This is a genomic window from Pedococcus sp., assembly GCF_036554925.1.
In the GTDB taxonomy this organism is placed as follows: Bacteria; Actinomycetota; Actinomycetes; order Actinomycetales; family Dermatophilaceae; genus Pedococcus_A.
Genome location: NZ_DATBMI010000189.1, coordinates 14,483 through 26,565 on the forward strand (window position 1 = coordinate 14,483; position 12,083 = coordinate 26,565).

14 protein-coding genes are annotated in these 12,083 nt (G+C 72.9%); 2 read left to right on the forward strand and 12 right to left on the reverse strand.

Annotated features, from left to right (window positions below):
* Positions 1–366: 366 nt before the first annotated feature.
* Positions 367–552 carry a hypothetical protein gene (locus tag VIB11_RS14650; RefSeq protein ID WP_332032037.1) on the forward strand — a complete coding sequence of 62 codons (186 nt, stop codon included), beginning with the start codon at positions 367–369 and terminating at the stop codon, positions 550–552.
* A gap of 28 nt (positions 553–580) precedes the next feature.
* On the opposite strand, the gene VIB11_RS14655 is transcribed toward VIB11_RS14650, so the two are convergent.
* Positions 581–1,516 carry an acyl-CoA thioesterase gene (locus tag VIB11_RS14655; protein WP_332032039.1) on the reverse strand — a complete coding sequence of 312 codons (936 nt, stop codon included), beginning with the start codon at positions 1,514–1,516 and terminating at the stop codon, positions 581–583.
* 161 nt (positions 1,517–1,677) lie between these two features.
* On the opposite strand from VIB11_RS14655, the gene VIB11_RS14660 reads away from it, so the two are divergent.
* Positions 1,678–2,304: a hypothetical protein gene (locus tag VIB11_RS14660; protein WP_332032041.1), complete on the forward strand. Its 627-nt coding sequence runs from the start codon at positions 1,678–1,680 to the stop codon at positions 2,302–2,304.
* Positions 2,305–2,350: 46 nt separating this feature from the next.
* On the opposite strand, the gene VIB11_RS14665 is transcribed toward VIB11_RS14660, so the two are convergent.
* From VIB11_RS14665 to VIB11_RS14715, 11 genes are all read right to left on the reverse strand, one after another.
* Entirely contained in the window at positions 2,351–3,499 is a 1,149-nt protein-coding gene (locus VIB11_RS14665; RefSeq protein ID WP_332032043.1) for a magnesium and cobalt transport protein CorA, read from the reverse strand.
* Positions 3,500–3,795: 296 nt separating this feature from the next.
* A complete protein-coding gene (locus tag VIB11_RS14670; RefSeq protein WP_332032045.1) occupies positions 3,796–4,212 on the reverse strand; it encodes a VOC family protein in 417 nt (138 codons plus the stop codon).
* Positions 4,213–4,361: 149 nt separating this feature from the next.
* Entirely contained in the window at positions 4,362–4,805 is a 444-nt protein-coding gene (locus VIB11_RS14675; protein WP_332032047.1) for a universal stress protein, read from the reverse strand.
* Positions 4,802–5,434, reverse strand: a complete 633-nt coding sequence (locus VIB11_RS14680) for a V-type ATP synthase subunit D (RefSeq protein WP_332032049.1) — start codon at positions 5,432–5,434, stop codon at positions 4,802–4,804. Before VIB11_RS14680 ends, VIB11_RS14675 begins: the two co-directional genes overlap by 4 nt.
* Positions 5,435–5,483: 49 nt before the next feature.
* Positions 5,484–6,896: a V-type ATP synthase subunit B gene (locus tag VIB11_RS14685; RefSeq protein ID WP_332032051.1), complete on the reverse strand. Its 1,413-nt coding sequence runs from the start codon at positions 6,894–6,896 to the stop codon at positions 5,484–5,486.
* A complete protein-coding gene (locus VIB11_RS14690; RefSeq protein WP_332032053.1) occupies positions 6,893–8,617 on the reverse strand; it encodes a V-type ATP synthase subunit A in 1,725 nt (574 codons plus the stop codon). Before VIB11_RS14690 ends, VIB11_RS14685 begins: the two co-directional genes overlap by 4 nt.
* Positions 8,602–9,117: a hypothetical protein gene (locus VIB11_RS14695; RefSeq protein WP_332032055.1), complete on the reverse strand. Its 516-nt coding sequence runs from the start codon at positions 9,115–9,117 to the stop codon at positions 8,602–8,604. Before VIB11_RS14695 ends, VIB11_RS14690 begins: the two co-directional genes overlap by 16 nt.
* On the reverse strand, positions 9,114–9,353 hold the full coding sequence (locus tag VIB11_RS14700; RefSeq protein ID WP_332032056.1) for a V-type ATP synthase subunit F: 240 nt from the start codon (positions 9,351–9,353) through the stop codon (positions 9,114–9,116). The genes VIB11_RS14695 and VIB11_RS14700 overlap by 4 nt, the downstream gene beginning before the upstream one ends.
* Positions 9,350–9,784: an ATP synthase subunit C gene (locus VIB11_RS14705; protein WP_332032058.1), complete on the reverse strand. Its 435-nt coding sequence runs from the start codon at positions 9,782–9,784 to the stop codon at positions 9,350–9,352. The genes VIB11_RS14700 and VIB11_RS14705 overlap by 4 nt, the downstream gene beginning before the upstream one ends.
* Positions 9,781–11,187 carry a V-type ATPase 116kDa subunit family protein gene (locus tag VIB11_RS14710; protein WP_332032060.1) on the reverse strand — a complete coding sequence of 469 codons (1,407 nt, stop codon included), beginning with the start codon at positions 11,185–11,187 and terminating at the stop codon, positions 9,781–9,783. The genes VIB11_RS14705 and VIB11_RS14710 overlap by 4 nt, the downstream gene beginning before the upstream one ends.
* Positions 11,174–12,055 (reverse strand): hypothetical protein, encoded by an 882-nt coding sequence (locus VIB11_RS14715; RefSeq protein WP_332032062.1) that lies wholly within the window; start codon positions 12,053–12,055, stop codon positions 11,174–11,176. Before VIB11_RS14715 ends, VIB11_RS14710 begins: the two co-directional genes overlap by 14 nt.
* Positions 12,056–12,083 lie beyond the last annotated feature (28 nt).

Sequence of the window (12,083 nt, forward strand, 5' to 3'; positions counted from 1 at the left end):
TCGCGTCGACGCCCCGCAGCGGCCGCGCCATCCGGGGGTGAACGGGGTCTGTCGTCGACAAACACATGAGTGCTTCCCACCTGAACGGCTGAGGTGCCCCGAAGTCGCCGGTGGCATTCTTCTGACAGCCGCCGTTCCGAGAGTCACCGCATGACCGAGAACAGCGGGTCTGCCTGCGTCAACCCCCGGCCAGGCACATGGAAGCGCCGCGGGCCAAGCTTCCCCCGGGCCTGGTCCGCGGCGCTTCCTCCATGATGGCGGGTCCGGTGCGTCGTGCGACAGAGCCCACCTGGGTCATTCGGTCACGCCGAACGGACTAGTCACTCCACCCGATGCACCGGGGCAGCGGCGTCCTACGCTCGACCCATGCGCAGGGGTCTGTCGATCGGCGCGGGCGCCGTGCTGGCGCTCGTGGGTGTCGTGTGGACCCTCCAGGGGCTGGGCCACCTCGGCGGCAGCGTGATGACCGGAGTGACCTTCTGGGCCGTGGTCGGGCCACTGGTCGCGCTCGCGGGTCTGCTGCTCGCGGTCGTCGGGGGCCGTCGCCGCTAGGGACTCCTGCGAGGGGGAGCGCGTGCGCCTAGCGGGGAACCGACTTCCGCAGCTCGATCAGGTGCAGGGCGTGGCGCTCCAGCGCGACGTCCTCCTGCGAGGCCGGCACCCAGGTCGGGGCCGGGGCGGCCTGCCCGTCCGGCGTGAGCGGCACGAAGACGATCAGGCAGTGGGTGGTGAGCTCCATGTCCGCCGTGGCGGGATCTCCGGAACGCACGTGGACGCTGACGTGCAGGCTGCTGCTCCCGGTGTGCAGCAGCCGTGCGTCGACCTCCACGAGGTGACCGATGCGCAGGGGTCGGTAGAACCGCACGCCACCCGCATAGACGGCCACGTTCGCGGCGCTGCCCGTCCACCTCGTCGCCAGCACGTGCGCCGCCTCGTCGATCCACCGCATGACGATCCCGCCGTGGACCTTGCCGCCCCAGTTCACGTCGGTGGGGGCCGCCAGGAAACGCAGCACGACACGCGGCGCCGTGCCGAGGTCGCTGTACGTCTGCGCCGCCATGGCGGTCTCGATCTCGCGGCGCAGCGCGATCCGCCTCATGGCGAGCTCCTGAGCGCGCGCGTCCGCCTCGGTCTGGGGCTCGAAGGCCGGCACCTCGACGGGACGGCCCTCGCCGTCGACGGCGACGAAGACCATGAGGCACTCGGTCGCGCTCGACAGCCGGGCTGTCTGCGGGTCGCCGGAGCGGACGCTCACGAGGATGTGCATGCTGCTGCGGCCGGTGTGGACCAGCCGGGCCGTTGCCTCCACCAGCTCCCCGACGGCGACGGGGCGCGAGAACTGCACGTTCCCGACGTAGGCCGTGACGCAGTAGCGGCCGCTCCAGCCCACCGCACACGCGTATCCCGCCTTGTCGATCCACTCCAGGACCCTGCCGCCGCTCACCCCGCCGGAGTAGCCGGCATCGGTGGGGGCGGCCAGGAACCTCAGGGTGATCTCGGGCTGGCCGGTGGGCATGCCGTCTCCTGTCCCGGTCGTCGGTCCGCTGGGCACTGCGCGCCCAGACCGAGTGTGCCAACCACGCGGCCTGCGAGGACACCGGTTGGCACCGGCAGCCCGCGGCGTTGACCGTCCATGGCGGCGTTGACCGTCCATGGCGCCCGGAGGAGGCTGGCCCCATGTTCGGCCCGATCGACCTCGACGCGGTGGATGTCCTGCGCATCAGAGTCGCCTGCAGCAGCGCACCCGAAGGCCCTTCGCTGGAGGTGTTCCTCCTCGACACGCACCTCCCGCCCGGGGCCGGCCCCTTCGAGGAGTCGGTGTACCTCAAGGCGCTCGAGCCCGTGCTGCACACACATGGGCCCCGACCGGAGCCGTGCGTGGTGCGCCTGACACGGACGCACCGCAGCGAGTCGGGCACCCATGGCGAGGCGGAGATCAGTGTCGGCCTGTCCACGGCAGGCGGGAGGGCGGTCGACCCGGCGACGAGAGAAGCGGTCCTGTCCGCGTTCCGGGACGTGCTGCGACGCGTCGACCTCGTGAACGGCCACACCCCTGACCACGCGGAGGCCATTGCCGAGGCTCGGCTGCGGGTGCAGGAGGGCTTCCCTGACGTGGACGCGGCCTCCCTCCTCGTGACGGACGAGGAGCACCGCGCCAGCGCGGGCATGTGGTCCGTTGGCCTCGCGCTGCCCGAGGTCGCTCGCTTCAAGGTCCTGCTCGGGTGCGTGGACGGCGTCCCGGGGACGACGCACATCACGCGCAGGCCGACGACCGAGGTCGTGGACTCCGTGGGCACCGGTTGACCCGGCCGTCCCACGCGGCTGTCAGCGGCTGGGCGGGCGACGCGCCTCAGATCCAGCCGCGGCGCTTGAACACCCCGTGGAGCCCGACGCTGACCAGGCCCATGAGCACGACGGCGAACGGGTAGCCGAGCTGCCAGCGCAGCTCCGGCATGTTCTCGAAGTTCATCCCGTAGACGGTCCCGATGAGGGTGGGCGCGAAGAGGATGGCCGCCCACGCGGAGATCTTCTTGACCTCCTCGTTCTGGGCGTTGCTGGCCTCGGTGAGGATCCTCATCTCCTCGTTCTGCTTCTGGGCCACGAGGGTCGCGTTGACCGTGAGGATGTCGCGCAGCAGGTGACGGAAACCGTCGACCTGCTCGATGACCTGGATGAGGTGGTCCTCCACATCTCGCAGGTAGCGCCGCAGCTCCTCGTCCGTCCCGTACTTCTCGAAGCCGGCGCTCAGCGCTTGGGTCACGGCCGCCAGCGGCTTGGTCGCGCGCTCGAACTCGATGACCTCACGGGTCAGCTCGTACGTGCGGCGCGAGACCTCCGGGTCGCCGTGGAAGACCTCCGTCTCGATCTCGTCGATGTCGTTCTCCAGGCCCGCCACGACCGGGACGTAGCCGTCGACGACCCGGTCGAGGATCGCGTAGAGGATCGCCTCCGGGCCGAGGGCCAGCAGGTCCGGGTTGCTCTCCAGCCGGCGCCGGACCGCGGAGAGGTCGGGCGCCTCGCTGTGGCGCACCGTGATGACGAAGTCGGGTCCGACGAACACGTGGACCTCGCCGAACTCGACCTCCTCCGCCTCGTCGAGGTAGCGCGCCGCGCGCAGGACGACGAAGAGCGTGTCGCCGTACCGCTCCAGCTTGGGGCGCTGGTGAGCCACGATCGCATCCTCGACGGCCAGCTCGTGAAGGTCGAACTCGGCTGCGAGAGAGGCGAGTTCGTCATGGTTGGGACGGTACAGGCCGATCCAGGCAACAGCGCCCTCCAGCTCGCGGAGGCTCCTGAAGGTCTCTGACAGGCTCTCCGGTGAGACCGTGCGGGCGCCGTCGACGTAGATGGCGCTGTCAACCACGCTCGACCGCCGCTGGCCGGTCCCGTCGTGGTCGGCAGGAGGCACCGGTCGCAGGGGCGCGCCCGCAGGCGGGCCGGTGCGGCGGGTCACACGGTCCGCGAGCGTGCGGATGGGCTTGAAGCTGCGCTCAGACATGACGGCTCCGGGAACTGCGCTGAGATGGGAGACGACACAAGCAGACCCGTGGAAGGGGTCAGGTCACAGGCTGGTCGTTCAGTGGCTGGATCGATGACTGGGAGGTTCACCGCTCATGGCGACCACCTCCTGCTCGTCCAGCGGCAGGCGCATCCTCGCCGCAGTCACAGCATAACCCGCCGGTCGGCGCCCGGAAGGTGAAACACGATGACGCCCAAGGTCGGACGCCAGCGGACCCCGCCCCCGAGGCATTCTCGGGGCGGGCCCGCTGGGAGGTCAGGAAGACGTCGGGGCCGTCACGCGTCCTGGGGCTGGGCGATGTTGACCATCCACCCGATGCCGAACCGGTCCACGCACATACCGAACTCGTCTCCCCACATCTGCTTCTCGAGAGGCATCGAGACGGTGCCGCCGTCGGCCAGCCTCTGCCAGTAGCCGCGCAGCTCGTCGGGGTCGTCGCCGCTGAGGCTGATGGAGATGTTCGTGCCGGGAGTGTGCTCCATCCCGGTGGGGGTGTCGGCGCCCATGAGGGTGAAGCCGCGCTCGGTCTCGAGCTGTGCGTGCATGATCTTGTCGGCGTCGGGGGAGCCCTGGGCGCCGTACTCCCCGAAGGTGTTCATGGTGAGGGTGCCCCCGAAGACGTCCTTGTAGAACTCCATGGCAGGGCGGGCGTTGTCGGTGAAGCTGATGTACGGGTTGAGTCGAGAGGCCACGGCTTCCTCCTGGTGGGAGACGGGTACGTCGGCACCCTAGCCCCGGGACGAGCGGGGCGCCGTCGGGCCGATGGACGGTACCGCTCCGCTGTGCCCGGCAGGCTGCCGCCGGGGGCGGGCCAAAACGTGAGGTCCACCAGCCCCGCCGCTCATCGTCGGTGCCGCGCTGAGGGCACCACCAGGACCGGCTGGTCCGCGAACTCGAGCACGTGGCGGGTGAGGGCACCCACGTACGGCTCACCGGTGGCGAGCCGGGCCGACTTCCCGATGACGATGAGGTCCGCGGACCAGGCGCGCGCCGCGTCGAGGATGGCGGACCCGATGCCGCCGGCCAGCACCATCGTGTCGACCTCGACACCCTCCGCCTGTGCCAGCGTCGACACCCGCGCCAGCAGCCGGGTCACCGACTGCTCACGTCGGCCCCCGAGAGGACGCCCGGTCGCAGCCTCCAGCGCGGCGTCGAGCTCGTGGTCCGCGAGGGCGTGCACAGCGCGCACGTTGGCGTGCAGCTCACTGGCCAGGAGGAGCGCCAGCCTGGTGGCGGCGAGGGAGTCCGGGGAGTCGTCGACAGCGAGGAGGATGCGCTCGATCATGGGAGGGATCTCCTTCCGGGCTGCTGCTCTCCAGCCTGCGGACCGGCCGCGCGACGCAGTCTGAGCCCGTCCTCCTGCTCGCCCTGCTCCAACCCGAGGTCGAGGCGTGTCAGCTCCTGCTGGAGTCGGGGAAGCCATCGCCGGTCCAGCGCACGCAGGCGTCGCCGGGTCACCGCGATCTCTGCGTCGACCCGTCGCACGGCTTCCTCGGCCGCTGCCGTGCGTACGCCCGCTGCGAGAGCCGTGTGGAACGCGGCGGTCGCGGGCGCGATCGCGGCATTGCCCGACGGCGCGCAGGCCCCTCGGAGCGCGGCCGGCCCTGGCGAGGCGCCCGCCGCGAGCGTGGGGGCCAGCGTGGCCTCCCGGGGGTAACCCAGACCCATCGTCGTCGTCCACTCCACCTCGACGCGCGTCTGCTCCGTCGGGCTGGCTCCGCGGATCGCGTCCTGCCCGCCGAGAACGGCCGCTCGCAGCAACCACGCCTGGGCGGCACTGCACGCCGACTCCCAGTCCGCGTGGACGCGGGCAGCCTTGATGCTGAGCCGCTGCTGCTCCGGGAAGAGGAACCGAAGCTTGCGGTCCAGCTGTTCGCGTCCGCGTTCGGCCGCCGTCAGGCGTCGCCGCAGCACGTTGCGGCCAGCGCGGCCGGGGGGGACCCCTGGCAGGCCGGGCACGGCGCTAGCCGCCTCTCCGGTCGCGGGCGTCGAGCAGGCGGGCCGGCAGCATCGTGAGCTCACGGCGGGGCAGGCCGGTGGCGACCTCCCAGCACCGGTCGAGGGTCTGGTCCATCGAGCGGTGTTCATGGCGCTGCTGGTCGAGCAGCCCGCGCTCGAACGCGGTGGCGAACTCCAGGTAGAGCTGGTCGGTCTTGTTCAGGGCAGCACTGCCGACGATCTCCGCGAGCTCGCGCACCTGGCGGGCGCGGGCCAGGGCGGCGAGCAGCTGCGCGGCGAGGTCGAGGTGGTCCTCCCGGGTGCGACCAGCCCCTGCCCCGTTGCGCATCAGCCTGGACAGCGACGCCAGAGGATCGACGGGGGGGTAGATGCCTCGCGCGTGCACGTCGGCAGCCAGCACGATCTGGCCCTCGGTGATGTAACCCGTGAGGTCGGGGACCGGGTGCGTGATGTCACCGGCAGGCATCGTCAGGACGGGCATGATCGTGATGGAGCCGGCTCTGCCTCGGACCCGCCCGCAGCGCTCGTACAGCGTGGCGAGGTCGCTGTAGAGATACCCCGGGTAGGCGCGCCGGCCGGGGAGCTCACCTCGAGCCGCGGAGACCTCGCGCAGTGCCTCGGCATAGCTGGTCATGTCGGCCAGCACGACGAGGACGTGGCGGCCTCCTTCGAAGGCGAGGTGCTCGGCGACGGTGAGGGCGATGCGGGGGGTGAGGATCCGCTCGATCACCGGGTCGTCGGCGGTGTTGACCAGCAGCAGGAGCTCGCCGGCGCCGAGGCGCTCCTCGAGCGCGCCGCGGATGGCATCCGCATCGGCGTGGGTGAGACCCATGCCCGCGAAGACGACGCTGAACGGGTCCGTGCCCGTGTGGGACTGTGCCGCGATCTGGGCCGCGAGCTCGAGGTGCGGCAGTCCGGCGACCGAGAAGATGGGCAGCTTCTGCCCCCGCACGAGGGTCGTCAGGGCGTCGATGGCGGAGATGCCGGTCAGGACGGGGTCACCGGGACGGTCGCGGTGGGTCGGGTTGAGGGGGTGCCCGGCGACCGGCATCCGCAGGGAGGCAGAGACCGGCGGGCCACCGTCGACCGGCTCCCCCCGCCCGTTGCAGACCCGGCCCAGCCAGCTCGCAGTGACGGGGACCCGCACCGGCTCTCCGGAGAAGGCGACGCTGGCCCTGCGCGGGACCAGCCCCTCGGTTCCCTCCAGCACCTGGACCACGGCAAGGTCGTGGTCGACCTCCAGGACGACGCCGTGGCGTGCGGACGCGCCCTCTCCACCGACCCGGATGAGGGCCGCCTCGTCCCAGCCGACGCCAGCGACCCCACGCACCAGGAGCAGCGGACCGTGCAGCTCCTCCACGTCGGAGTACACGACCCCGAGACCCGTGGCGCGGCCCCGGGCGGTTGCGCTGGTCATGGCAGGCTCCGCAGGCGCTCCAGGACCTGTTGCCGGCGGGCGAGCACGCCATCCACCCCGTCGGGGGGTGTCTCGTCCGCGGCGCGCAGCAGCGGGGAGAAGTCCACCTCCTCGATCTCGGAGGCGGTCACGCCGCGGCCGACCAGCTGGTCGCACTCGTCGACGACGGCGAGGACGGCGTCGACCAGCGACGCCGTCTTGGCGGCGGTGCAGTGCGCATCGTTCGCAGAGAGCGCGCTCTGCTGGAGGACGGCCTCGCGCACCAGCCTGCCACCGAGCAGGACGACGCGCTCGTGGCCGGGCAGCGAGCCGGTGCCGACCAGTGCCGCGAGGTCGCCGAGCCGGTCCGCCTCGGCGAGCAGGCTCGTGACCCGGGCCCGGCGGTGGCCCCACTCCGGGTCGCCGTGGCGCGCGTACCAGCGTGCGATCGTGTCGGCGTCACGGGTGAAGGACCCTGCCCAGGCGACAGCGGGGTAGTGGCGGGCATAGGCAAGGTCGCGGTCGAGGGTCCACACCCCGCGGACGAAGCGCTCGGTCTGTGCGGTGACCGGCTCCGTGACATCGCCGCCGGGTGGCGACACCGCGCCGATGATGGTGACGGAGGCCGTCTCTCCCCCGAGGGTGGTGACGCGGCCGGCGCGCTCGTAGAACGCGGCGAGCGCCGACGGCAGCGACGCTGGGTAGCCCTCCTCGGCGGGCAGGGCGCCCGAGCGTGAGGCGAACTCCCGCAGGGCCTCCGCCCACCGGGAGGTCGAGTCGGCGATCACCACCGCGTCGTAGCCCATGTCCCGGAAGTACTCGGCGACGGTCACGCCGGTGTAGATGCTCGCCTCCCGAGCCATCATGGGCATGTTCGAGGTGTTGGCGATGACCACGCTGCGCTCGGCCAGCCGCCGGCCGGTGCGCGGGTCGGACAGGGAACCGAACTCCTCCAGCACGTCCGCCATCTCGTTGCCACGCTCCCCGCAGCCGACGTAGACGATCACGTCCGCTGCGCACCACTTGGCGACCTGCTGGAGCAGCATCGTCTTGCCGGTGCCGAAGCCGCCCGGGACTGCCGCGCTGCTGCCCCGCGCGAGCGGGTACACGGCATCGAGCACGCGCTGCCCCGTGAGCAGGGGCTCGCCGGCGGCGAGGCGCTCTCGAACCGGGCGGGCGTGGCGCACCGGCCACTCCGTCGTCATGAAGACGCGCAGCCCCGAGACGGAGGCCACGTGGTCACGCGAGTCGTGCTCGCCGGGCGGTGCGAGCCAGTCCACCCGGCCACGGACCGCGGGCGGTACCAGCACGCGGAGCTCCAGGCTCGCTGGGCCCCGGAGGGTCCCCAGCGTGGCTCCCTCGGTCACGGTGGCGCCTTCGACCACCGAGGGCTGCCACCGCCAGGTGCCGGCGGCCTCACGCCGACCGCCGTCGGGGACGAGCCAGGTCGGGGCGCCGGACAGTGGACGCAGCAGGCCGTCGAACACCCCGCCCAGGAGGTGGGGGCCGAGCCGCGCGGACAGCGGGTGGCCCAGGGCTGCAGCGGGGTCCCCTGCAGCGAGGCCACCGGTGTGCTCGTAGGCCTGCACGGTGACAGCCGAGCCCCGGATCGACACGACCTCTCCGGTGATGCCCTGCGCGCCGAGCGCCACGAGCTCGGACATGGCGACATCGGTCAGCGGCTCGACCTCCAGGAGAGGGCCGTTGACCCGCACGATCCGCGGACTCAGCTGGGCGTCCACAGCGGCTCCAGGTCGAGCTTCGCGAGGGCGCTGTCCACCAGCGTGCCGATGGACGCGTCGATGCTGCGCCCGTCGGGCGCCTGGGCGAAGAGGCCCCCGTCCTCCGTGTCGCTCACACTGGCGAACCCACCCAGTCCGCGCTGCACCGCCGCGGAGAGGAGGCTCCGGTTCCCGGGTTCTCGGAGGAGCTCGTGCACGGCCCGGACCGCGCCGCTGCGCAGCTCCTCGTATGCCGCGCGCTGGGCTGCGAGGAGCGCGGCACGGGCCGATCGCCGGACCGTGGCCTGCTCGGCCGCGAGCGCCTCTGCACCATCCACCTCGCCCTGGGCGCGGGCCGCCGAGAGCACGGCGTCCGCCTGGCCGCGGGCGGCTGTGACGGCGTTCTCGCCGTCGGCCTCGGCACTCGCGCGCACACGGTCTGCCTCGGCGCCGGCCCGGGCAAGCAGCGCCTGCCGAAGCGGCTGGAGCGCCGTCTGCTGTCTGGTCACGAGGTCACTCATGCGGGCATCACCACCGTCAGCGGCGCGTCGGGGACGTGCCGCTCGTCGCCCAGCGAGCTGGCGGCCCCGTCCGTCAGGATCACGACCGCGGCGGTGGGGAAGGCCGCCCGCCAGGCGTCCTGGACCTCGGCCGGAGTGGCCGCCGGGCTGAGGCGGACGCCCACGAGGGCGAATCCGGCGATCTGCGGCTGGTCGCCGATGGCCACCACCGCGGTGCGGGCGGCCGGGGGATTCATGCCTTCCCGATCAGGATGATGGAGACGATGAGCCCGTAGATCGCGATCCCCTCGGCCAGCCCGACGATGACCATCGCACGGCCGAACAGCTCGGGACGCTCACTCATGGCGGCCAGGGCGGCGGACCCGGTGTAGGCGACCGCGATGGCGGCACCGATCGACGAGCCGGCGACCGCGATGGCGGCACCGATCAGGGCGGAGCCGTTGGTGGTCGCGGCGACCGCGGCAGGAGCGGGCGTGGTCGACAACGACACCGCCGACGACGGCTCGGCGAGGGCTGCCACGACCAGGAGCACGAGCCCCGCGCCCAGCAGGAGGCCGTTCGCGGCCAACGCCACGCGTAGAGCGGGGCGACCACGCCGTCGGATGAGCCACGACGTGAGGAGCAGGGCTGCGACCAGGGCGGGCAGGACAGCCGTCCACGTCATCATGGGACCTCCGTGGGGTCGAGGGGTACGCGCCAGGGTCGGAACGGCTCGCCCTCGGACTCGAAGACCCGCGAGAACAGCTCGTAGTACTCCAGCCGCAGCGCCTGGACGGCAGCCACGAGGCCCTCGAGCGCGAAGGCCACCGCGTTGCCGGCAAGGAAGACGAGGACACCAGCCACGGCTCCGAGCGGACCCTGCTCCCACAGCCCGGTCGTGGCCTGCCAGATGACGGCCCCCAGGGCGGCATGGGTCAACCCGAACGCCGCAAGACGGGCGAAGCTGACGAGGTTGGCCCCCAGCCGCAGGACGAGGTCCAACAGCTCGACGCCCGCCTCCGCGGCGCCTGAGGCGCCGCCGCCGGCGGCAGCCAGCAGGCCGGCATACGAGATGGCGATCCCGGCCGCGGCGAGGGCACCGCCGAACAGCGCGACCCACTGGGACTCGCGGTAGACGCCCGCGGCGACTGCGCCGAGGCCGAGGAAGAGGGTGGCGCCGGCAAGGCCGGACGGGGAGTAGACGGCCCGCCGCCAGCCACCCTCCCGGAACCGGTTGACGGTGCCCAGCGCGTACGCGCCGGCGAGCAGCAGCGCGCCGACGGCCACCGCGGCGCCGAGCAGCTCCACGGGGTGCTCCAGAGGCTCGAGCCACAGGGTGGGGATGACACCCGTCGGCCCGAAGAACTCACCGTAGAGCGCGCCGAAGAACATGCTGGAGGCGCCAGCGCCGGCGAGGAAGAGCCACACCCGCCTCAGGGGCTCCAGACGGGACCACCACTGGAGCCGGGCGGCGACGGCCACCCCCAGGAGAAGGGCCCCGTGCCCGAGGTCGGCGAACATCATGCCGAACATGACGACGTAGGCCAGTCCCGCCACGATCGAGGGGTTCACGTCCGCGTAGGGGACGGTCGAGTAGGTGTCCACCAGGGGTGCGAACTGGTGGGCCACCCCCCTCGACGACAGCAGGGTGGGCGGCTGGACCCCGGGTGGGCGGGCCAGCGGCACGACGGCGCCGCCGACGCCGGCCAGCCTCTCGGACAGGTGGGCCATGTCCCTGGTGGGCATCCAGCCGACCAGCCCGACCACGTTGTCCTGGGTCACGGCCTGGGCCGCCCGCTGCTCCAGCTGCGCCTCCCCGGCGACCAGGTCGAAGCGCCCGGCCTGCTCGCAGCGGTCCAGGTCCGGCGGTGCGGGCGCGAGCGCGGCCGCCACCGCGGCGTCGGTGCGCGCTCGCCGGAGCCGCTCGGTGGCCGAACCCGTTGCGAGAGAGCCGTTGTCGGAGGGGTACTCGGCCAGTCCGACGGTCCCCTCGTCGGCCACTGCGACCAGGAGCTGTCGCAGTGCGTCCCGAGGTGCCAGGAGGGCCACCCGCTCCATGCCGATCGGCTCCAGGGCGTCACGCCACCGCATCGAGGGCCTCCGTGGGTCCGCCACCGCGTGCAGCGACCTCCAGGGCGGCGCGCACCCGCCACGCATCGACGGCCAGGAGTGCCACGGCGCCCACCAGCACGCCACGGCCGGTGCCGGCATGGCGCACGAGCGCCGTCGCGTCTGCGTCCACCCGTGCCCACCAGCGCGCCTCGGCACGCCACAGGGCGTCAGGGCGCTCGACGCCGGCCAGGGCCCACCGGGCCCTGGCGGGTAGCGCCGCCGCCAGCTCGGGAAGGGAGGTCGCGGACACGGCTGCGGGGCCGATGACACGGGAGGCGGCCAGACGCGCGCGCTCGGGCAGGCGACGGCCCTCGAGGACCACCTCCCGGGCCACGAGCAGCGCCGTTGCCCCCGACGCCCAGGCACCGGCCTCGGGCACCGCAGCCACGACCCGGTCGGCGAGCGTGGTCCGCAGCCACAGCGTGATCTCGCGCGGGGACTCTCCTCCGGGGTCACCCCACGCGGAGGCCGCCAAGGCCCTCCGGAGGCCGGGAGCGCTCGTGGTCCGCTGGAGCCGGGGCCAGGCCGTGGCCAGGCCACCGAGGCGGAAGGGGGCGGGCGGCTGCCCACCGGCGAGCCGCTCGAGGTGGTCCTGGACGTTGGCCGCCTCGAGCACCGCGATGAGCACCCGGAGGACGGTCACGCCCTCGCGAGGCACCCAGCCTGCCAGGACCCGTACGTTCCAGGCGGTCACATCGACCACCGCGCGCTGGACCTCGGACAGTGTCTGTCCGGGGCGGACCTGGCGCCCGTAGGTGGACCGGGCCAGCTCCACCACCGCTGCCTCGACCGACGGGTGCGATGCGAGCCGGACGCAGCCGGCCCGGCCGAGGCGGCGCCTGGTCATGGCGCGGGCTCGGACACCCGCGGCCACC

Coding starts and splice junctions, on each gene's coding strand:
- VIB11_RS14650 (WP_332032037.1), top strand. CDS start 367: ATGCGCAGGGGTCTGTCGATCGGCGCGGGCGCCGTGCTGGCGCTCGTG.
- VIB11_RS14655 (WP_332032039.1), bottom strand. CDS start 1,516: ATGCCCACCGGCCAGCCCGAGATCACCCTGAGGTTCCTGGCCGCCCCC.
- VIB11_RS14660 (WP_332032041.1), top strand. CDS start 1,678: ATGTTCGGCCCGATCGACCTCGACGCGGTGGATGTCCTGCGCATCAGA.
- VIB11_RS14665 (WP_332032043.1), bottom strand. CDS start 3,499: ATGTCTGAGCGCAGCTTCAAGCCCATCCGCACGCTCGCGGACCGTGTG.
- VIB11_RS14675 (WP_332032047.1), bottom strand. CDS start 4,805: ATGATCGAGCGCATCCTCCTCGCTGTCGACGACTCCCCGGACTCCCTC.
- VIB11_RS14685 (WP_332032051.1), bottom strand. CDS start 6,896: ATGACCAGCGCAACCGCCCGGGGCCGCGCCACGGGTCTCGGGGTCGTG.
- VIB11_RS14695 (WP_332032055.1), bottom strand. CDS start 9,117: ATGAGTGACCTCGTGACCAGACAGCAGACGGCGCTCCAGCCGCTTCGG.
- VIB11_RS14700 (WP_332032056.1), bottom strand. CDS start 9,353: ATGAATCCCCCGGCCGCCCGCACCGCGGTGGTGGCCATCGGCGACCAG.
- VIB11_RS14705 (WP_332032058.1), bottom strand. CDS start 9,784: ATGATGACGTGGACGGCTGTCCTGCCCGCCCTGGTCGCAGCCCTGCTC.
- VIB11_RS14710 (WP_332032060.1), bottom strand. CDS start 11,187: ATGCGGTGGCGTGACGCCCTGGAGCCGATCGGCATGGAGCGGGTGGCC.
- VIB11_RS14715 (WP_332032062.1), bottom strand. CDS start 12,055: ATGACCAGGCGCCGCCTCGGCCGGGCCGGCTGCGTCCGGCTCGCATCG.